The sequence below is a fragment of the uncultured Flavobacterium sp. genome, assembly GCF_963922255.1.
Classification (GTDB): domain Bacteria; phylum Bacteroidota; class Bacteroidia; order Flavobacteriales; family Flavobacteriaceae; genus Flavobacterium.
The window spans coordinates 1-21,784 of sequence record NZ_CAWUIC010000003.1 but is presented as its reverse complement, the minus strand read 5'-3'; the positions used below and the strand labels follow the sequence as shown (position 1 = coordinate 21,784).

Here is a 21,784-nt window from a genome sequence, read left to right as displayed (position 1 = left end):
TTATGTTGACTGGCTTTATAAACAAACGGGCGTAGTTCAAGGGTAGAATAGCGGTCTCCAAAACCGTTGATGGGGGTTCGAATCCCTCCGCCCGTGCCAATAAAATAAAACAAAATGACAAAAGTTGTTAATTATATTACTGAAGCATTCGCTGAGTTAAAAAACAATGTAACTTGGACAAGTTGGGCGGAATTGCAAAAGCTTACTATTATAGTTGCTTTATTTTCTATTCTATTTGCTCTTTTGACATTTGGAATTGACAGTATGTTTGAGGTAGTTGTTAAAAATATTTACAGTTTTTTAAAATCATAATATATCCCTATGTCAGATAATAACATAAAGAAATGGTATGTAGTAAGAGCTGTAAGTGGTCAGGAAAATAAAGTTAAAAACTATATTGAGACTGAAATTAGTAGACTTGGATTATCTGACTATGTTTCTCAAGTTCTTGTTCCTACAGAAAAAGTAGTTCAAGTAAAAGATGGAAAAAAAATCAGTAAAGAGAAAGTTTATTTTCCGGGTTATATAATGATAGAAGCAAATCTTACAGGAGAGATTCCTCACATTATTAAATCAGTTACAAGTGTAATTGGTTTTTTAGGTGAAACAAAAGGAGGCGATGCTGTTCCGTTGCGTCAGTCGGAAGTTAACAGAATGTTAGGTAAGGTTGATGAATTGGCTGTTAATACAGACAATGTTTCAATACCGTTTACAACTGGAGAAACAGTAAAAGTAATTGACGGACCTTTCAATGGTTTTAATGGAACTATTGAAAAAGTAAATGAAGAAAAGCGTAAACTTGAGGTTATGGTTAAGATTTTCGGAAGAAAGACACCATTAGAATTGAGTTTTATGCAAGTTGAAAAAGTATAATATTTGTTACATTCATAATAAACAACATCAATCGCTTCCAAGAAAGATGTTAAAATTTTAAAACAATGGCTAAAGAGATTAGTAAAGTAGTTAAACTACAAGTTAAGGGAGGTGCAGCGAACCCATCGCCACCGGTTGGACCTGCTCTGGGAGCTGCTGGTGTTAATATCATGGAGTTCTGTAAGCAATTTAATGCTAGAACACAAGATAAAGCTGGCAAAATATGTCCGGTACAAATTACCGTGTACAAAGACAAGTCTTTCGACTTCGTTATTAAAACGCCACCAGCTGCAGTTCAATTATTAGAAGCAGCAAAATTAAAGTCTGGTTCAGGAGAACCTAACCGTAAAAAAGTAGCAAGTGTTACTTGGGATCAAATTAAATCTATCGCTGAGGATAAAATGCAAGATTTAAATGCGTTTACAATCGAATCTGCTATGAGTATGATTGCAGGTACAGCTAGATCTATGGGTATAACAGTTTCAGGAACAGCTCCTTTTTAATCCGATAAAGAATTAGACAATGGCAAAATTGACAAAAAAACAAAAAGAGGCAGCTTCAAAAATTGACAAGAACAAACTATATACATTAAGAGATGCAGCAGCATTAATTAAAGAAGTTTCTTCGGCAAAATTTGATGAGTCTGTAGATATCGCTGTTCGTTTAGGAGTAGATCCTAGAAAAGCGAATCAAATGGTAAGAGGAGTAGTTACTTTACCTCATGGTACTGGAAAAGATGTAAGAGTATTAGCTCTTGTAACTCCGGATAAAGAAGCAGAAGCTAAAGCAGCTGGTGCTGACCACGTAGGTTTAGATGATTATTTAGAAAAGATAAAAAATGGTTGGACTGATATTGATGTAATCATCACTATGCCAGCTGTAATGGGTAAATTAGGTCCATTAGGTCGTGTTTTAGGACCAAGAGGTTTGATGCCTAACCCAAAAACAGGTACGGTTACTATGGATGTAGCTAAAGCTGTAGAAGAAGTTAAAGCTGGTAAAATCGACTTTAAAGTTGATAAAACAGGTATCGTTCATGCTGGAATAGGTAAAGTATCTTTTGATGCTGACAAGATCTATGACAATGCACACGAAATAGTACAAACATTAATCAAAATGAAACCAACTGCGGCAAAAGGTACTTATATTAAGTCTATTTACTTAACAAGTACAATGAGTCCTGCTATTGCTTTAGATCCTAAGGCAGTATAATTGGTAGTTAAAAACTTTTAGTATGACTAGAGAAGAAAAATCAATCGAGATTGAAAATTTAACTGCACAGTTAGCGGGAGTTAATGTTATTTACTTAGCAGATATTTCGGGACTTGATGCAGACAGTACGTCTAATTTAAGAAGAGCTTGTTTTAAAGCTGGAATTAAATTAGAAGTTGTGAAGAATACATTACTTGCAAAAGCAATGGAATCTTCTGAGATAAATTTTGGTGACTTACCAACAGTTTTAAAAGGGAATACATCTATTATGATTGCTGATGTGGCTAATGCTCCAGCAAAGATCATTAAAGATTTCCGTAAAAAAGGTAACAAACCATTATTAAAAGGAGCTTATATCACTGAAGATATTTATATCGGTGATGAAAATCTTGACGGATTAGCTGCTATTAAATCTAGAACAGAAGTTATTGGTGAAATCATTGGATTACTTCAATCTCCTGCTCAAAGAGTTATTGCTGCTCTTCAAAATCAAGATAAAGAAGAAGCTGCTGAATAAACAAGCGCACATTAATAAATTATATTTTTACAAAACATTTTAAACGATAGAAAAAATGGCAGATTTAAAACAATTCGCAGAGCAATTAGTTAACTTAACAGTTAAAGAAGTTAATGAATTAGCTACAATATTAAAAGATGAGTATGGTATCGAACCAGCTGCAGCTGCAGTTGTTGTTTCAGGTGGTGCTGGTGCTGATGGTGGTGCTGAAGAAAAATCAGAATTCACTGTAGTACTTAAAGAAGCTGGTGCTTCTAAATTAGCTGTAGTAAAAGCAGTAAAAGAATTAACAGGTTTAGGACTTAAAGAAGCTAAGGATTTAGTGGATGGAGCTCCTTCAAACATCAAAGAAGGTGTAGCTAAAGATGAGGCTGAAGGTCTTAAAAAATCTTTAGAAGAAGCTGGAGCTGTTGTTGAGCTTGTTTAATTAAAACATAGACAATTAAGCTAGGTTTAGACCTTGGGAACACTCCCAAAGGTCTAAACCATTTTGCATATAAAGAAATTGTTGTTTTTTATATGTAAAAAAATAATCAAAAACGAAGAAAGAAAAGAAACTACCTTTCCTGGTTTATTTTTAAAGATGTTTTGATTATTTTCAATAAGGAAGTATACAATATACCGTGTTTTTAACACAAAAAAATTACTTTTTTTAAATCATAAATTTATTCATTGATGATTGCTAATCAGACTGAAAGATTAAATTTTGCTTCTACCAAGAATATTCCTGACTATCCAGATTTTCTGGATATTCAAGTGAAGTCATTCCAAGATTTTTTTCAATTAGAAACTAAATCAGATGAGAGAGGCAACGAAGGGTTATATAACACCTTCATGGAAAACTTTCCAATTACAGATACGAGAAACAACTTTGTTTTAGAATTTCTTGATTATTTTGTAGATCCACCACGTTATACAATTGAAGAGTGTATTGATAGAGGTTTAACTTATAGTGTGCCTTTAAAAGCTAGACTTAAATTATATTGTACTGACCCTGAACACGAAGATTTTGAAACTATTGTTCAAGATGTTTATTTAGGAACAATACCTTATATGACGCCAAGCGGTACATTTGTTATCAATGGAGCGGAAAGAGTTGTAGTTTCTCAATTACATAGATCTCCTGGTGTTTTCTTTGGACAGTCTTTTCATGCAAATGGAACGAAGTTGTATTCTGCTAGAGTTATTCCTTTCAAGGGTTCTTGGATTGAATTTGCTACAGATATTAACAACGTAATGTATGCATACATTGATAGAAAGAAAAAATTACCTGTAACCACTTTATTCAGAGCAATCGGATTTGAAAGAGATAAAGATATCCTTGAGATTTTTGATCTAGCTGAAGAAATTAAAGTGTCTAAAACGGGTGTCAAAAAATATATCGGTAGAAGATTAGCTGCTCGTGTATTAAATACATGGCATGAAGATTTCGTAGATGAAGATACTGGTGAAGTAGTTTCTATCGAGCGTAATGAAATTATATTAGATCGTGATACCATCTTGGACAAAGATAATGTTGAAGAAATTATCACTGCTGATGTAAAAACAATTTTATTACATAAAGAAGATAGCAATCAAGCGGATTATGCAATTATTCATAATACGTTACAAAAAGATCCTACAAACTCTGAAAAAGAAGCTGTAGAACATATATATAGACAATTACGTAATGCTGAACCACCTGATGAGGAAACTGCACGTGGAATTATCGATAAATTGTTCTTCTCTGATCAAAGATATAACTTAGGTGAAGTTGGTCGTTATAGAATGAACAAAAAGTTAGGTTTGGATATCGCTACAGATAAACAAGTTTTAACTAAAGAAGATATCATTACGATTGTAAAATACTTAATCGAATTAATCAACTCTAAAGCGGAGATTGATGATATCGATCACTTATCAAACAGACGTGTAAGAACAGTTGGTGAACAATTATCTTCACAGTTTGGTGTTGGACTTGCTCGTATGGCAAGAACAATTCGTGAGCGAATGAATGTTAGAGATAATGAAGTATTTACACCTATAGATTTGATTAATGCTAAAACATTATCATCTGTAATTAATTCATTCTTTGGAACTAACCAGTTATCTCAATTTATGGATCAAACGAATCCATTAGCTGAGATTACGCACAAGCGTAGATTATCTGCCCTTGGACCTGGAGGTTTATCTAGAGAAAGAGCAGGATTTGAGGTTCGTGACGTTCACTATACACATTACGGTCGTTTATGTCCAATTGAAACTCCTGAGGGGCCAAATATTGGACTTATTTCGTCGCTTGGTGTTTATGCTAAAGTAAACGGAATGGGATTCATTGAAACGCCTTATCGTAAGGTAGAAAATGGAGTTGTTAATTTAACTGATGAACCTATTTATTTAAGTGCTGAGGAAGAAGAAGGAATGATGATTTCTCAAGCGAATATTGATGTAGATGATAAAGGGAAGATATTAGCCGATAGAGTAATTGCTCGTGAAGAAGGAGATTTTCCAGTTGTGGAGCCAACTGCTATTCATTATGCAGACGTTGCACCTAATCAAATTGCATCTATTTCAGCTTCTTTAATTCCTTTCTTGGAGCATGATGATGCTAACCGTGCGTTGATGGGTTCAAACATGATGCGTCAAGCAGTGCCTTTATTACGTCCAGAAGCTCCAATTGTTGGAACTGGATTAGAAAGACAAGTAGCTTCGGATTCACGTGTACTTATTAATGCTGAAGGTAATGGAGTTGTTGAATATGTTGATGCAAACTCTATTACTATTAAATATGATAGAACTGAAGAAGAAAGACTTGTAAGTTTTGATTCGGATGAGAAAACATACAATCTAATTAAATTTAGAAAAACCAATCAAAGTACGTCAATTAACTTAAAGCCTATCGTAAGAAAAGGAGACAGAGTTGTAAAAGGTCAAGTACTTTGTGAAGGATATGCTACTCAAAACGGAGAATTAGCACTTGGAAGAAACCTTAAAGTAGCATTTATGCCATGGAAAGGATATAACTTTGAGGATGCAATTGTAATTTCTGAAAAAGTAGTTCGTGATGATATATTTACATCTATTCACATTGATGACTATACTTTAGAAGTTAGAGATACTAAATTAGGGAACGAAGAGTTGACTAATGATATCCCTAACGTTTCTGAAGAAGCTACAAGAGATTTGGATGAAAATGGTATGATTAGAATTGGAGCCGAGGTTAAACCTGGTGACATTCTTATTGGTAAAATCACACCAAAAGGAGAATCAGATCCAACACCTGAAGAAAAATTACTTAGAGCAATCTTTGGTGATAAAGCGGGTGATGTTAAAGATGCTTCATTAAAAGCTTCACCTTCATTGCATGGTGTAGTTTTAGATAAAAAATTGTTTGCAAAAGCAGTTAAAGATAAACGTAAACGTACAAAAGATAAAGAAGATATTGATAAACTTGAAACAGAATTTGATGTAAAATCAAACGAGTTAAAAGAAAAACTTATCGATAAATTATTTAATATTGTTAATGGTAAAACCTCTCAAGGTGTAATGAACGATTTAGGTGAAGAAGTATTGCCAAAAGGTAAAAAATTCACTCAAAAAATGCTTTACGCTGTTGATGATTTTGCTCACTTAACAAAAGGTCAATGGACTACAGACGATACTACCAATTCGTTAGTAAATGACTTAATTCACAACTATAAAATCAAATTAAATGATTTACAAGGTTGGTTAAGAAGAGAGAAATTTACAATCACTGTTGGAGATGAATTACCAGCAGGTATCTTAAAATTAGCTAAAGTTTACATTGCTAAGAAACGTAAACTTAAAGTAGGTGATAAGATGGCAGGTCGTCACGGAAACAAAGGTATTGTGGCTCGTATCGTTCGTCATGAAGATATGCCATTCCTTGAAGACGGAACACCAGTTGATATTGTATTGAATCCTCTTGGAGTACCTTCTCGTATGAATATTGGTCAAATTTATGAAACAGTTCTTGGATGGGCTGGTCAAAAATTAAACAGAAAATTTGCTACACCAATTTTTGATGGAGCAACTTTAGACCAAATCAATGAATTAACAGACGAAGCAGGAATTCCTCAATTCGGTCACACTTATCTTTATGATGGTGGTACTGGAGAGCGTTTCCATCAAGCAGCAACAGTTGGAGTTATCTACATGTTGAAACTTGGACATATGGTTGACGATAAAATGCACGCTCGTTCTATTGGACCATACTCGCTTATTACGCAACAACCTCTTGGTGGTAAAGCACAATTTGGAGGTCAGCGTTTTGGAGAGATGGAGGTTTGGGCACTTGAAGCATATGGTGCCTCAAGTACACTAAGAGAAATCTTGACGGTTAAATCTGATGATGTTATAGGTAGAGCTAAAACTTACGAATCTATCGTAAAAGGAGAAGTTATGCCAGAACCAGGATTACCTGAGTCATTCAATGTATTAATGCATGAATTAAAAGGACTTGGATTAGACATTAGATTAGAAGAATAAAAAAATAGTTGGCAGTAACAGTGTTTAGAATTATCTGAACACTGTATACTGTACACTGAACACTTTTTAAATGTTACGACTATGATGAACAATAGAAATAGAGACAACAAAAATAATCCAATCAAGAGATTTAATAAAATCTCGATAGGACTTGCTTCTCCAGAATCAATTTTGGCAGAATCAAGAGGTGAGGTTTTAAAACCAGAAACCATCAACTATCGTACACACAAACCAGAAAGAGATGGTCTTTTCTGTGAGCGTATTTTCGGTCCAGTTAAAGATTATGAGTGTGCTTGTGGAAAGTATAAAAGAATTCGCTACAAAGGTATCGTATGTGACCGTTGTGGTGTAGAAGTTACCGAAAAGAAAGTACGTAGAGATAGAGTAGGACACATCAATCTTGTTGTGCCAATTGCTCATATCTGGTATTTCCGTTCGTTACCAAATAAAATAGGATATATTTTAGGTTTACCATCTAAGAAATTAGATATGATTATCTACTACGAAAGATATGTAGTTATTCAAGCAGGTATTGCTAAAGGTCCTGATGGTGATGAATTAAAAAGATTAGATTTCTTAACAGAAGAAGAGTACTTAAATATTTTAGATACACTTCCAATGGAAAATCAATATCTTGATGATAGTGATCCTAATAAATTCATCGCTAAAATGGGTGCTGAATGTATTATGGACTTATTAGCACGTATTGACTTAGAAACTTTGTCTTATGAATTAAGACATGCTGCTAATACTGAAACGTCTAAGCAACGTAAAACAGAAGCATTAAAGCGTCTTGTAATCGTTGAAGCATTTAGAGAATCAAATAACAATAGAGAAAATCACCCAGAATGGATGATTTTAAAAGCCATTCCGGTTATTCCACCAGAATTACGTCCTCTTGTGCCTCTTGATGGTGGTCGTTTTGCTACTTCAGATTTAAATGATTTATACAGAAGAGTAATCATCCGTAACAATCGTTTAAAAAGACTTATGGAAATTAAAGCTCCAGAAGTTATCTTAAGAAACGAAAAGCGTATGTTACAAGAATCAGTAGATTCATTATTTGATAACACGCGTAAAGCTTCTGCAGTTAAAACAGAATCAAACAGACCCTTAAAATCTTTATCTGATTCATTAAAAGGTAAACAAGGTCGTTTCCGTCAAAACTTACTTGGAAAACGTGTGGATTATTCTGCTCGTTCGGTAATTGTTGTTGGACCAGAATTAAAATTATTCGAATGTGGATTGCCAAAAGATATGGCAGCTGAATTATACAAACCATTTGTTATCCGTAAATTGATAGAAAGAGGAATTGTAAAAACAGTAAAATCTGCAAAGAAAATTATAGATAAAAAAGAACCAGTTGTTTGGGATATCTTAGAAAATGTGATTAAAGGACACCCAGTTATGCTGAATCGTGCTCCTACATTACACAGACTAGGTATTCAAGCCTTCCAACCAAAATTAATTGAAGGAAAAGCAATTCAATTACACCCATTAGTGTGTACTGCTTTCAATGCCGATTTTGATGGTGACCAGATGGCTGTTCACTTACCACTTGGACCAGAAGCTATTTTAGAATGTCAATTATTAATGTTGGCTTCTCACAATATCTTGAATCCTGCGAATGGTGCACCTATTACGGTACCTTCTCAAGACATGGTACTTGGTTTGTATTACATGACAAAAGAGCGTTTATCAACTCCAGAGGTAAAAATCAAAGGAGAAGGATTGACTTTCTATTCTGCAGAAGAAGTAAACATTGCATTAAACGAAGAAAAATTAGAGTTGAATGCAAGAGTTAAAATTAGAGCAAAAGACTTCAATGAAGAAGGAGAATTAGTTTATAAAATTATTCAAACTACTGCTGGTAGAGTATTATTTAATGAAGTAGTACCAGAAGCAGCTGGTTATATCAATGAGGTTTTAACAAAAAAATCGTTGAGAGATATTATTGGTAAAATTCTTAATGCTACAGATGTTCCTACAACTGCTGCCTTCTTGGATAATATCAAAAATATGGGATATAAGTTTGCATTTAGAGGAGGTTTATCTTTCTCACTTGGAGATATTAGAATTCCAGAACAAAAAGAAAAATTAATTGCAGATGCTCGTGTTCAAGTTGATGGAATTTCTGCTAACTATAACATGGGTCTTATTACCAATAACGAACGTTACAACCAAGTTATTGATATCTGGACTTCAGCAAATGCTCAATTAACAGAATTGGCAATGAAAAACATTAGAGAAGACCAACAAGGTTTCAACTCGGTGTACATGATGCTTGATTCTGGAGCAAGGGGTTCTAAAGAACAAATTCGTCAGTTAACTGGTATGCGTGGTTTGATGGCTAAGCCTAAAAAATCTACAGCTGGTGGTGGTGAAATTATTGAAAACCCGATTCTTTCTAACTTTAAGGAAGGACTTTCTATCCTTGAGTACTTTATTTCTACTCACGGTGCTCGTAAAGGTCTTGCGGATACCGCTCTTAAAACTGCCGATGCAGGTTACTTGACTCGTAGATTACATGACGTATCTCAGGATGTTATTGTGAATTCTGTAGATTGTGGAACATTAAGAGGAATTGAAGTTTCTGCCTTAAAGAAAAATGAAGAAATAGTTGAAACTTTAGGGGATAGAATTTTAGGTCGTGTTGCCTTACAAGATGTGATTGATCCTTTAACTACTGACGTTATTGTTCATGCAGGTGAAGAAATTGTTGCTTCTCATGTGAAGAAAATTGAAGAATCACCGATTGAAAAAGTTGAAGTTCGTTCACCATTAACATGTGAAGCTAAAAAAGGAATCTGTGCTAAATGTTACGGAAGAAACTTAGCAACTGGTAACATGACTCAAAAAGGTGAGGCTGTTGGTGTTGTAGCTGCTCAATCAATTGGAGAGCCTGGTACACAGTTAACACTTCGTACGTTCCACGTTGGTGGAGTTGCTGGAGGTCTTTCTGAAGAATCAAGTATCACAACTAAGTTTGCAGGTCGTTTAGAAATTGATGACTTAAAAACTGTTAAAGGGGAAGATGCAGAAGGAAATGCAATTGATATTGTAATTTCTCGTTCTACAGAACTTAAATTAATTGAACCAAAAACAGGAATCTTATTAAATACACACAACATTCCTTACGGATCAACTATCTATGTTAAAGATGGAGAAGTTGTGGATAAAGGAGCTGTGATTTGTAAATGGGATCCCTATAATGGAGTTATTATTTCAGAATTTACTGGAAAAGTTGAATACGAAGACATCGAGCAAGGACACTCGTTCATGGTTGAAGTTGATGAGCAAACTGGTTTCCAAGAAAAAGTAATTGCTGATTCAAGAAGTAAAAAATTAATCCCAACTTTATTAATTTATGGTAAAGATGGAGAGTTAGTTCGTTCTTATAACTTACCCGTTGGAGCTCACCTTATGGTAGATAACGGAGAGAAAATTAAAGCAGGAAAAATTCTTGTAAAAATTCCTCGTCGTTCTTCTAAATCAAGTGATATTACAGGAGGTTTACCAAGAATTACAGAGTTGTTAGAAGCTCGTAATCCTTCAAACCCGGCAGTAGTTTCTGAGATTGACGGTGTAGTTACATTCGGTAAAATCAAAAGAGGAAATAGAGAAATCGCTATTGAATCTAAATTTGGTGAAGTGAAGAAATATTTAGTTAAACTTTCTAACCAAATCTTAGTTCAAGAGAATGACTTTGTTAAGGCAGGAACTTCTCTTTCTGAAGGAGCTATAACTCCAGAAGATATTTTAAGAATTCAAGGACCAGCAGCTGTTCAACAGTATTTGGTTAATGAAATTCAAGAAGTATACCGTCTTCAAGGGGTGAAAATTAACGATAAGCACTTTGAGGTAGTTATTCGTCAAATGATGCGTAAAGTTAGAATTCAAGATCCAGGAGATACCTTAATGTTAGAAGATCAATTAGTTCATACCAGTGATTTTATCTATGAAAATGATAAATTATACGGAATGAAGTTTGTGGAAGATGCAGGTGATTCTGAAAACTTGAAAGCAGGTCAAATTATTACGGCTAGACAATTAAGAGATGAAAATTCGATGTTAAAACGTAATGATAAAAACTTAGTTGAAGCTAGAGATGTAATTCCGGCAACGGCTACACCAGTACTTCAAGGTATTACAAGAGCCTCGTTACAAACTAAATCGTTTATCTCTGCAGCCTCTTTCCAAGAGACTACTAAAGTATTAAATGAAGCTGCAGTTGCAGGTAAAGTTGATACATTAGAAGGTCTTAAAGAAAATGTTATTGTTGGACACAGAATTCCAGCAGGAACAGGTATGAGAGATTATGATGATATGATTGTAGGTTCTAATGAAGAATACAATGAAATGGTAGCTTCTAAAGAAGCGTATAACTATTAATAAATAGCTATAAATAATTTATAAAAACCATGAGTATGAATCATTTGATTAACTCATGGTTTTTTGTTTACTAAAATAATTTAAAATATATACTATTATGAATGACAATAACCCACAACAAAATCAAATCAATATAGAATTAGATGAAAAAATCGCAGAAGGAATTTATTCAAACTTGGCAATAATCAATCATTCGAATACAGAATTTGTAGTAGATTTCGTAACAATGATGCCTGGAGTTCCAAAAGCAAAGGTAAAATCAAGAATTGTCTTAACACCACAACATGCCAAAAGATTATTAAAAGCATTAGGCGAAAACATTCATCGATTTGAAGCTGTTCACGGAGAAATTAAGGAAGGTGATGCACCACAAATACCATTGAACTTTGGGCCAACAGGACAAGCATAATTCTCGAAAATACTTTATAAAAAACTCCTCAATTTGCATGAGGAGTTTTTTGTTAAGTATATTTTAAATTCAATAATTTTAATGTTAATAGAATATTACCAATGTTATTTTTTTAGTATTTATAGCAAATAAAGTTATAATTTACCATTTTTACATTTTGTTTTCTCATTTTAAATTGTAATATTGCATCCTCAAAAGTGTATTCATTTTCAGTGAATTATCCTTTTGTTGAAAACATAAAATATTTTTATATGAAATTACTTTTACCTAAAACAGTTTTAATATTGCTGTTAATTTTTGGTTGTTTTGGTGTCTCTAATGGACAAATAACGCACACTTTTGCTGGTACTTCAGGGACAATTGACTCAAATGTTTCTTATACAACAGAAAAGAATACATCATCAAATGCACCTTTCTTTAGTACAGAATTAAGGTTGTATTATAGTGGTGCATCTCCATATAATGGATGTTCAATTACCTTATTACCTAGTAATGGTGTGATAATTAATTCTGTTGAAATATATGCTATAAGTTCAACATATACTCCAACTTTAAGATATACAATCGGTAGTGCTAGTATAACAGCAAGTAATCCAGCTATGTCTTTGTCTGGGACTACATATTCATTAAGTGGTCTTAATGTATCAACTAGTTTGAAAATTAGAAATGCAAATACTACAAACACCCAAGCAAGATTATCAGGCATAAAAGTAACTTATACTCTACCAGGTCCTACAGTTATTTCTACAGCATCTACTTTAATTGGTACAGAATCCGCTACTCTAAATGGTTCAATCAATGCAAATGGATTAAATACTGATGCAACATTTGAATACGGTACAACCACTTCATACGGAAGTACAGTTTCAGCTACACCTTCATCAGTAACAGGAATAACTGCAACTGATATTTCTGCATCAATTAATTCATTAAGTTTAAATACTCAATACCATTACAGAGCAGTAGGTACAGTTAGTGGTACACCAACCAATGGTTTAGACATAACATTTTATACTTTGGCTGCCACTCCAGGTGTTTTAACGTTGAGTAACCCTCTACAAACTACTCTTGATGTTACTTTAAATGCTACTACAGAAAATAGTAATCCAGCAATTACAGAATATGCTATTCAAGAAATAGGAGGCCAATATGTTCAAGCTAATGGGACTTTAGGAGCATCTGCGGTTTGGCAAACAGCAGCTACATGGGCAACAACAACAGTAGCAGGTTTGTCTACTTCAACAACATATACTTTTCAAGCAAAAGCTAGAAATGGTTCAAATGTTGAAACTGGTTTTGGAACATCAGCTAATGGAACGACTTTAGCTGCACAATTAGTGGATTATGCAATTGTTCAAAGTCCAAACACAACACAATCTATTCTTGAAGGTGCAAATCTAACTGTTTATGCAAGAGCATATGAACCAGGTTTGACTGACTTGAGTGGAGAACAACCTAATTTGTTTGCGTGGATTGGTTATAGTTCAACAGATGTTGATCCTGCAAATCTGGTTTTCACTTGGGTTCCTGCAACATTTAATGTTGAATATGGAAATGATGATGAATATCAAGCAACTTTAACTGGGTTGCCAATTGGTACCTATTATTACGCAGCTCGTTTTCAAATAGGAACTGGTCCTTATGTTTATGCAGGTTCAAATGGAATTTGGAATAATGATAATGTAACTTTGAATATAAATGCAGATGTTGTTGATTTTGCCAATGTTCAATTTCCAACTACAGCTACAATTACAGAAGGAAATATAGTAACTGTTTATGCGCAAGTGTATGAACCAGGAGTTACAGAAGCTGCTGGTCAAGGAGCAGGAATTACTGCAGAAATAGGATATTCAAGCACAGACTCAACTCCAGATGCAACTTGGACTTGGACTTCTGCCACATTTAATCTTCAATCAAACAATAATGATGAGTATCAAGCTACAATAGGATCTAATTTAGCTCCAGGAACATATTATTATGCTTCGCGTTTTCTAAAAACAGGAAGTTCAACTTATGTTTATGGTGGAACTACAGGTATATGGAGCACTGGAAACAGTGGTGTATTAACTGTTAATGTTTTAGGAAATCCAAATGCAACTGCTGCTACTGATATTACTCCTAATTCATTTACAGCAAATTGGGATGCTATTACAGATGCTACTAGTTATCGTTTAGATGTTAGTAATTCACCTAATTTTGAAAATACAAATATAACTTCGGTTGTTGAAAGTTTCGAAACAGGATTATCGGGTGGTTATCAAACTGCAACCGTATCATTATCTACAGGAGATTGGCAGGTGGAAAATGTTTTAGCTGGAACTACAGGTGTTAATTCTGGGAGTAAATCAGCTCAGTTGCAAAGTGCTACGGGTTCTCAATTAATTTCTCCATCATTTAATAAAGGTATTTCTTCAATAAATTTTTGGGTTACTTCTAGTACTTCTAATGGAGCTATTCAAGTTAATTATTCAATTGACGGAGGAATGAATTGGATTCCAACATCAAATTCTCCTTATACAGGTTTGAATACATCAAAAGTTCAAATATCTGTTAACATAAATACAAACTCTCCAACTTTAGTTCAAATTAAACGAACAGGAGCAACAATTTATATTGATGATCTTCAAATAAATTCAAATACTGTTGTTCCGAATTTTGTTCTTGGATATGAAGACTTAAATGTTGGTAATGTTACTTCATTTAATGTAACAGGTTTAACTCAAGGAACTACTTACTATTATAGAGTTAGAGCTGTTGGTCAAACTACATCAGGAAATAGTAATGTAATTGATGTAACTACTGGTTATAGTTCAGTAACTTGGAACGGTACCTCTTGGACAAATACAGTTGGTCCTGATTCTAGTATGGATGCAATCATTGAAGGCGTTTATTCCACTTCAGCCAATGGAGCTTTTAATGCTAAATCGGTTACTGTTAATTCAGGTTCTTTGACTGTGAATTCTAATACAACTATTGAAATTCAAGAGGAGTTGGTAAACAATATGGCAGCTGCAAATGTAATTGTTGAAAGCGATGGTATTTTGAGACAAATCAACAATGCCACAAATGTTGGACAAATTACTGTTAGACGAAACAGTGCAGATGCTCTTCGTTTAGATTATACGGCTTGGTCTTCTCCAGTTAGTGGTCAAAATGCATTAGCGTTTTCACCTGCCACTTTGCCAAATCGTTTCTATGATTATGATGCTGCCTCAAATGCTTATGTATCAATTGTGCCAAGTACAACTGATTTTTCTGCTGGAAAAGGGATTTTAATTCGTACACCTAATACTTGGTCATCTACAACTCCAGCGGCTTATCCAGGAGAATTTGTAGGGGTACCAAATAACGGAACTGTTACAGCTCCGGTGCTTGCAGGGTTTAATTTGTTAGGAAATCCTTATTCTTCTCCTATTAGTGCTGCTGATTTACTTAGTAATACAAACAATAATGGATTGGGAGTTACTACTTTGTATTTCTGGACTCATAAACACCCAGCAACTGGTTCAACGTATGGCACCAATAATTATGCTTCTTATAATAGTGTGGGAGGTACTCCCGCAAATGTTGGGGAAGTTGTGCCAGATGGAATTATTCAAGTTGGTCAAGGGTTCTTAGTAAATGCAACAGCTTCTGGTTCAGCTGAAATGAATAATGCTATGCGTTTGTCAGCAAGTAATGGGCAGTTCTTTAAAACAAGTGGAACTGTTCAGCAGTCTACTACCATTGAAAAGCATAGAATGTGGTTTGGTTTAACTAGCCCAACAGGTAATCATAATGTTGCTTTAGTTGGATACGTTCAAGGAGCTACAAATGCTATAGATAATTCTTTTGATGCAAAATTATTTGGACCAACTAATAGTGTTTTATACTCAAATATCAATAACGAGAAATACGTCATTCAGGGTAGAGGTTTGCCTTTTAATGCATTAGATGTTGTACCATTAGGGTTAATTGCTCAAACAGCTGGTTCATATACCATTTCAATGACTAACTTTGACGGACTGTTTGCCTCTCAAGATATTTATTTAAAAGATAATTTACTGAATATTACGCATGATATTAAAGGTTCACCTTATACATTTGTTTCTGATGCTGGTCAATTTGATGCACGTTTTGAAGTTGTTTATGCAACACCTTTATCGAGTGAGTTAGCTGTTTTTACTGAAGATTCAGTAATAGTTTATACTGATGAGGCAGGAATTACTATTAATGCAGGTCATACTATTATTGATAATGTAAAAGTATTTGACGTAAGAGGAAGACTATTGTTTACTCAATCGAATATTAATGCTAACGCTGTAATATTGGATACTATAAATGCAACTAATGAAATGTTAATCCTTAAGATTGTTTCTATTACTAAAGAAGTAATTTCAAAAAAGGTTATCAAATAATAGAATTGTAATTATATAAGAAAAACCCAATTAATTCATAGACAAATTAATTGGGTTTTCTTTTTTTTTAAAATTATACTAGGTACAAAAAAGCATCCTTTTGTAAAAGGATGCTTTTGCTATTTAGTAGTTTGCTTTATTTCGCTTTAACTGTGTTTTTACTTAAACTTTTGTAGGCAAAGTAAATACCTACAATTGCTAACAAAATTAAATAATTATTAATTGGAGCAGCTGCTGGATCATCACCACCAGGTGGGTCAGCAGGATCCGTAATTTGAGCAGTACTTGCTATGCTTACCATCAATGCAAATATTGACAGAAAACCTTTCGTAATTTTTTGTTTCATGATCGTAATTTTAAGCTAATATAAGCAAAAATTACTAAGAATAAAAAAAATAGTATTTTAAATAATTGTTAATCGATTTCTGACGTATAATATAGTTGCACCGTTGGGTACTTCTGCTTTGTCATTTGTATAGAGAACTCAGAATCAGCTAAGAAAACCATTTTTCCATATTTATCAGTGGCTAAGAATTTTTGTTTTATTCTTTTGAATTCGGCAAATTCTTCGTTTTTAGGGTCTGTTGGTTTAACCCAACAAGCTTTATAAGCAGGGAAGTTTTCATAGGTACATTTTGCACCATATTCATGTTCTAGTCTGTATTGAATAACCTCATATTGTAAGGCACCAACAGTTCCAATTATTTTTCTACCATTCATGTCTAAGGTAAATAACTGGGCAACACCTTCATCCATTAATTGATCAATTCCTTTTTCCAGTTGTTTTGATTTTAATGGGTCAGCATTGTTTATGTATCTAAAATGTTCAGGAGAGAAGCTAGGAATTCCTTTAAAATTCATCAATTCACCTTCAGTTAAAGTATCTCCAATTTTAAAGTTTCCAGTGTCATGCAATCCAACAATATCACCGGCATAAGAGATATCAACAATCTCTTTCTTTTCGGCAAAGAAAGCGTTGGGACTAGAGAATTTCAAGTTCTTTTTTAGTCTCATATGATGATAAGCCTTATTTCTTTCAAAAGTTCCAGAAACAATCTTAATAAAAGCTAATCTATCTCTATGTTTTGGATCCATGTTGGCATGAATTTTAAACACAAATCCGCTTAAGCTTTTTTCATTTGGGTTAACTATTCTGGTATCTGATTCTTTTGGTCGGGGAGAAGGTGCAATTTCGATAAAGCAATCTAATAATTCTCTTACTCCGAAATTGTTTAAAGCTGATCCAAAAAATACAGGTTGTAAATCTCCTTTTAGGTAATCTTCTCTATTGAATTCAGGGTAAACTTCACTGGTAAGTTCAATTTCTTCTCGTAGTTTTTCGGCAGGTTTAGAACCAATTAAGGTGTCTAATTCGGGACTGCTTAAATCAGAAATAGCAATTGTATCTTCAATATTTCTTCTGCTGTCACCTGAGAATAGATTGATGTTTTTCTCCCAGATATTATAAATTCCTTTAAAGTCATATCCCATTCCAATTGGAAAGCTTAAAGGCGTTACTGTTAGTTTTAATTTTTGTTCTACTTCGTCTAATAAATCAAATGCGTCTTTTCCTTCTCTATCAAGTTTGTTGATAAAAACAATAATAGGGATTTTTCGCATTCTGCAAACTTCAACTAATTTTTCAGTTTGCTCCTCAACACCTTTCGCAACATCAATAACAACTATAACACTATCGACCGCAGTTAAAGTTCTAAATGTATCTTCTGCAAAGTCTTTGTGACCTGGTGTGTCTAATATATTAATTTTTTTATCTTTATAAATAAAAGCTAAAACCGAAGTTGCTACAGATATTCCTCTTTGACGCTCAATTTCCATAAAATCAGAAGTAGCTCCTTTTTTTATTTTATTGTTTTTTACGGCACCTGCTTCCTGAATAGCACCTCCAAATAATAATAATTTTTCGGTCAATGTTGTTTTTCCGGCATCAGGATGGGAAATGATGCCAAATGTTCGTCTTTTTAATATCTCTTTCTCCAAAATCATATATTGTTTAAAAAGCAGCAAATTTACTAATTTTTATGTTCATTTATGCATAAAAGTAAGAGTTATATCAATCTTTGTAGTAATAAAAGTAACTTAATTATATTGACTTTAACTAAGTTATATTGCATTTTGTCGATACAAAAGGCTCGTTGAACGGTAAAAAATCGTTTTTTAACAATTCACTGTTAGTTTGTTAACAATTTTTATATATTTGCAAGTACGATAATTAATATGCAGTAAATCTGTATTTTAGTAAAATTTAAAATATACAATAATTAAGGTAGTAGCCTACACTGCTTTTTTTTGATAAAAATTGATAAAAATAGACATCTAAATAGTATAAAAATTACGTATACTGTTTTGCGAAACATCATAAATCCCAAATCTATGAAAAACAACGAGCCCCAAAACTTGTTTTTTACTTATGGAATTAATTATGTGAAGTTATTACTTGTAATAATAACTTTATTAATTTCTACTACAGTACTAGCGGAAGGAACTCCTACAGTTTCTCCTAACTCAACAAATATTACAGGATTATTAGTTGCTCCAGATATTTCTTCTGGACCCTATCATAACGCACCAGTTGATAATCGTCTTAAGTTTCATATCAATAATCATGGTCAAGAAAATCTATATTTTGGTTTTGATTTTAGAGAGTATGATAACAATAATGCTCCAGCCAGAGTAAATAATTTATATTATAGAATTTTTAGACCCAACGGAACAATTGCTGCTTCTGGAATATGGAACTCTACTTTAGGCACAGCAGGTTCGATTGATAATTACACAAGAGCAATAAATGGACCAAATATAGGAGGTGTTACTAATGGATATAATCCTTTAGTTTTTAACCCAGATGCGGTTGGAGAACATTGGATAGAATTTTATAGAAGTAATGATGGTGGAGCTACTCCAGATAATACTGGAACAAATTCAAGAGCGTTTGGGGCGCTATTTGATTTAACAGTGGCTAACAGAACAGGTACTCAAACTAAAAAGCCAGGTAGGGTTTATTCAACAAAATGGAGTTTTGCAGCAGCGGCTTCAAATTTTGCAATTGCTACTAATGCAACTGCTGAACCAACATTGCTTGCTTATACAAATGATCAAGTTTTAATTAAATTGTCATTTCAACCAGGTTTTCAGCCAATTGCTTTTAATGTAGCTGTCAATAGTTATGGTGTCTCTAATACCGGAGTTTATTTAATTGATAGACGTTCCCGAAACGATGCAGTAGCACCAAGTTTAATAGATGGGTATAAAGTTTTTCTTGAAGTACCTGATCCTGCTGTTTTTCCAATAGGAAGTATACCTGGACTCCCAACTTTTTTAACTCCAGCGATTACAGGTTGTAATCCGTATCAAATTCATTTTAATATTTCCGAACCTGGGGATGTTAAAATTTTAGTTGATTTAAACGGTACACCAGGTTTTCAAGCAAATACAACGGATAGAATTTTAGAATTTTTTGATCTACCAGCTGGTAATAATTCTGTTAATTGGGATGGAAATGATGGAAACGGAAATCCAATTGGCACAAATATTAATTTTAACTTAACTCTTACTTATTTGAAGGGTAGGTTTAATGTACCTCTTCATGATGCTGAATTAAATAAGAACGGTTTAAAAATTGAGATAGTTGCTCCTGTTGCCATTGCAAATGCAACCATGTTTTGGGATGATTTCTTAATGCTTAATGTTGGATTGTTTTGTAACACTTCAAATGCAGCAAATAATACTACAGGTGGTGGAATTTCAAATACTACTGTTGGTACAATTTCACCTGCTCATGCATGGAGTGGTAATGGAAACTTTGGACAAACTATTCCAGCACCAAATGTTGGAGGTAATGATACAGATAATTTACAGTGTAATGATTATGGGAATGTAAGAACAATTAATACTTATGGTTGGGGAGTTACAACTTCAACAACTACTGTTTCAGTTTCTTCCAATTGTACTGATTTAAGTGTAGTCAAAACAGTCAATAATTCTACTCCAGCTGTTGGAAGTAATGTAGTATTTACAATTACTGCTTCAAATGGAGGTCCTACAAATGCTACTGGAGTTACTGTAACGGATGTGTTGCCTTCTGGTTATACTTTTGTGTCTGCAACTCCTTCTGGTCAATATAATAGTGGTACGGGTGTTTGGACAGTTGGTAATTTGAATAATGGAGCTTCTACTTCTTTATTTATTACAGCTACTGTAAACTCATCAGGAAACTATACAAATACAGCAGTAATTGATGGTGGACAAACGGATCCTCAAGCTAATAATAACACTTCGAGTGTAACTCCAACTCCTTGTGGTTCTGTTCCAACTTTAAGTACAGTAACACAGCCTACATGTACGACTTCGACAGGTAGTTTTACAATAACAAATTATAATGCTGCTTTCACATATACAGTCTCACCATCTACTGGTGTTACTATTTCTGGCAATACTATTACTGCTCCTCCGGGCACGTATACTGTAAGAGCTACTTTTGGTTCATGTACGTCTGCAGCATCAGTTACAAGAACAGTTAATGCGCAACCAGTTACACCTGCACAACCAACATTAAGTACTGTAACACAACCTACTTGCTCAACGGCAACGGGAAGCTTTACTATTACTAATTACAATGCATCTTATACCTATTCAGTTAGTCCTTCAACGGGAGTTACTATTTCAGGAGCTACCATTACAGCACCTGCTGGAAATTATACTGTTATAGCTGTATTAGGAGCGTGTATTTCTACTGCTTCAGCAGAAAGAACAGTTAATGCACAGCCAGCTTCACCCAATGCTCCAACACTGACGTCAAATAGTCCGATTTGTTCAGGATCAAATGCAATTTTTACTATTAATGGAACTCCTGGAAACACAGTTAATTATACGGGGGCTGCATCAGGAACAGCGACCATAGGAGCAGGTGGGACAGTAAATGTTACTGTGTCTGCAGTAACCTCGAATACTACTTTAAACCTAACAAGTGTTAGTAATGGTACCTGTAGTGTTCCTTTGTCACTTTCATCTACTGTAACCGTCACTCCAAATAATACCGTGTCAGCTGGTTCTTCAACACCAACATTATGTATTGGTTCGACGTTAACAAATATTACACACACAACAACAGGAGCTACTGGTATAGGAGCTGCAGTAGGATTACCAACTGGAGTTACAGCAACTTTCAGTTCTAATACAATTACAATTAGTGGTACACCAACAGTCAGTGGAACATTTAATTATAGTATTCCTTTAACAGGAGGTTGTGGAACAGTAAGTGCCACAGGTACTATTACAGTTACAGCAGCACCAGTAGCAGGAACTTTATCAGGCACACAAAATGTATGTGTTGGATTAACCACGACATTCTCTTCGACTCAAACGGGAGGAACATGGTCATCATCAGACACAGCTATTGCTACAATAAATGCCACAACAGGAGTAATCACAGGGGTTTCAGCAGGAACAGCTACGATGACTTATACGGTTGTTGGAACA

12 protein-coding genes, 1 tRNA gene and 1 pseudogene are annotated in these 21,784 nt (G+C 34.1%); 12 read left to right on the top strand and 2 right to left on the bottom strand.

The features are described 5' to 3' along the window. The first annotated feature begins 25 nt into the window (after positions 1 to 25). The 11 genes from AABJ49_RS03835 (at position 26) to AABJ49_RS03785 (ending at position 16,288) form a co-directional block, all read left to right on the top strand. A tRNA-Trp gene (locus tag AABJ49_RS03835) sits at positions 26 to 99 on the top strand. Positions 100 to 114: 15 nt separating this feature from the next. Beyond that, the gene (gene secE, locus AABJ49_RS03830; RefSeq protein WP_338376200.1) at positions 115 to 312 is read left to right on the top strand and encodes a preprotein translocase subunit SecE; all 198 of its coding nucleotides are present in this window, start codon (positions 115 to 117) and stop codon (positions 310 to 312) included. A 9-nt stretch (positions 313 to 321) separates the two neighbouring features. Continuing rightward, positions 322 to 873, top strand: coding sequence for a transcription termination/antitermination protein NusG (gene nusG / locus AABJ49_RS03825; protein ID WP_338376199.1), 552 nt, complete (start codon positions 322 to 324; stop codon positions 871 to 873). Between the two features lie 65 nt (positions 874 to 938). Beyond that, complete coding sequence (rplK, locus tag AABJ49_RS03820; RefSeq protein ID WP_026718438.1) at positions 939 to 1,376, top strand: 50S ribosomal protein L11; 438 nt, start codon at positions 939 to 941, stop codon at positions 1,374 to 1,376. A gap of 19 nt (positions 1,377 to 1,395) precedes the next feature. Continuing rightward, a complete protein-coding gene (rplA, locus tag AABJ49_RS03815) occupies positions 1,396 to 2,085 on the top strand; it encodes a 50S ribosomal protein L1 (protein WP_338376197.1) in 690 nt (229 codons plus the stop codon). A gap of 22 nt (positions 2,086 to 2,107) precedes the next feature. Continuing rightward, positions 2,108 to 2,602, top strand: a complete 495-nt coding sequence (gene rplJ / locus AABJ49_RS03810; protein WP_338376195.1) for a 50S ribosomal protein L10 — start codon at positions 2,108 to 2,110, stop codon at positions 2,600 to 2,602. A gap of 55 nt (positions 2,603 to 2,657) precedes the next feature. Then, positions 2,658 to 3,029, top strand: a complete 372-nt coding sequence (rplL, locus tag AABJ49_RS03805; RefSeq protein WP_338376194.1) for a 50S ribosomal protein L7/L12 — start codon at positions 2,658 to 2,660, stop codon at positions 3,027 to 3,029. A gap of 248 nt (positions 3,030 to 3,277) precedes the next feature. Next, positions 3,278 to 7,090, top strand: coding sequence for a DNA-directed RNA polymerase subunit beta (gene rpoB, locus AABJ49_RS03800; RefSeq protein WP_338376193.1), 3,813 nt, complete (start codon positions 3,278 to 3,280; stop codon positions 7,088 to 7,090). Positions 7,091 to 7,171: 81 nt separating this feature from the next. Continuing rightward, positions 7,172 to 11,482: a DNA-directed RNA polymerase subunit beta' gene (gene rpoC / locus AABJ49_RS03795; RefSeq protein ID WP_338376192.1), complete on the top strand. Its 4,311-nt coding sequence runs from the start codon at positions 7,172 to 7,174 to the stop codon at positions 11,480 to 11,482. A 97-nt stretch (positions 11,483 to 11,579) separates the two neighbouring features. Then, a complete protein-coding gene (locus AABJ49_RS03790) occupies positions 11,580 to 11,891 on the top strand; it encodes a DUF3467 domain-containing protein (RefSeq protein ID WP_338376191.1) in 312 nt (103 codons plus the stop codon). Between the two features lie 251 nt (positions 11,892 to 12,142). Next, positions 12,143 to 16,288: a hypothetical protein gene (locus AABJ49_RS03785; protein WP_338376190.1), complete on the top strand. Its 4,146-nt coding sequence runs from the start codon at positions 12,143 to 12,145 to the stop codon at positions 16,286 to 16,288. Positions 16,289 to 16,424: 136 nt separating this feature from the next. Here the strand turns inward: AABJ49_RS03785 and AABJ49_RS03780 are convergent, their stop codons facing one another. Continuing rightward, positions 16,425 to 16,634, bottom strand: coding sequence for a hypothetical protein (locus AABJ49_RS03780; RefSeq protein WP_338376189.1), 210 nt, complete (start codon positions 16,632 to 16,634; stop codon positions 16,425 to 16,427). Between the two features lie 68 nt (positions 16,635 to 16,702). Next, the gene (locus AABJ49_RS03775; RefSeq protein ID WP_338376188.1) at positions 16,703 to 18,292 is read right to left on the bottom strand and encodes a peptide chain release factor 3; all 1,590 of its coding nucleotides are present in this window, start codon (positions 18,290 to 18,292) and stop codon (positions 16,703 to 16,705) included. A 387-nt stretch (positions 18,293 to 18,679) separates the two neighbouring features. Between AABJ49_RS03775 and AABJ49_RS03770 the strand changes: the two are divergent. Beyond that, positions 18,680 to 21,784 (top strand): annotated as a pseudogene (locus tag AABJ49_RS03770) (hypothetical protein); the annotation flags it as partial.

Coding starts and splice junctions, on each gene's coding strand:
- secE (WP_338376200.1), top strand. CDS start 115: ATGACAAAAGTTGTTAATTATATTACTGAAGCATTCGCTGAGTTAAAA.
- nusG (WP_338376199.1), top strand. CDS start 322: ATGTCAGATAATAACATAAAGAAATGGTATGTAGTAAGAGCTGTAAGT.
- rplK (WP_026718438.1), top strand. CDS start 939: ATGGCTAAAGAGATTAGTAAAGTAGTTAAACTACAAGTTAAGGGAGGT.
- rplA (WP_338376197.1), top strand. CDS start 1,396: ATGGCAAAATTGACAAAAAAACAAAAAGAGGCAGCTTCAAAAATTGAC.
- rplJ (WP_338376195.1), top strand. CDS start 2,108: ATGACTAGAGAAGAAAAATCAATCGAGATTGAAAATTTAACTGCACAG.
- rplL (WP_338376194.1), top strand. CDS start 2,658: ATGGCAGATTTAAAACAATTCGCAGAGCAATTAGTTAACTTAACAGTT.
- rpoB (WP_338376193.1), top strand. CDS start 3,278: ATGATTGCTAATCAGACTGAAAGATTAAATTTTGCTTCTACCAAGAAT.
- rpoC (WP_338376192.1), top strand. CDS start 7,172: ATGATGAACAATAGAAATAGAGACAACAAAAATAATCCAATCAAGAGA.
- AABJ49_RS03790 (WP_338376191.1), top strand. CDS start 11,580: ATGAATGACAATAACCCACAACAAAATCAAATCAATATAGAATTAGAT.
- AABJ49_RS03785 (WP_338376190.1), top strand. CDS start 12,143: ATGAAATTACTTTTACCTAAAACAGTTTTAATATTGCTGTTAATTTTT.
- AABJ49_RS03780 (WP_338376189.1), bottom strand. CDS start 16,634: ATGAAACAAAAAATTACGAAAGGTTTTCTGTCAATATTTGCATTGATG.
- AABJ49_RS03775 (WP_338376188.1), bottom strand. CDS start 18,292: ATGATTTTGGAGAAAGAGATATTAAAAAGACGAACATTTGGCATCATT.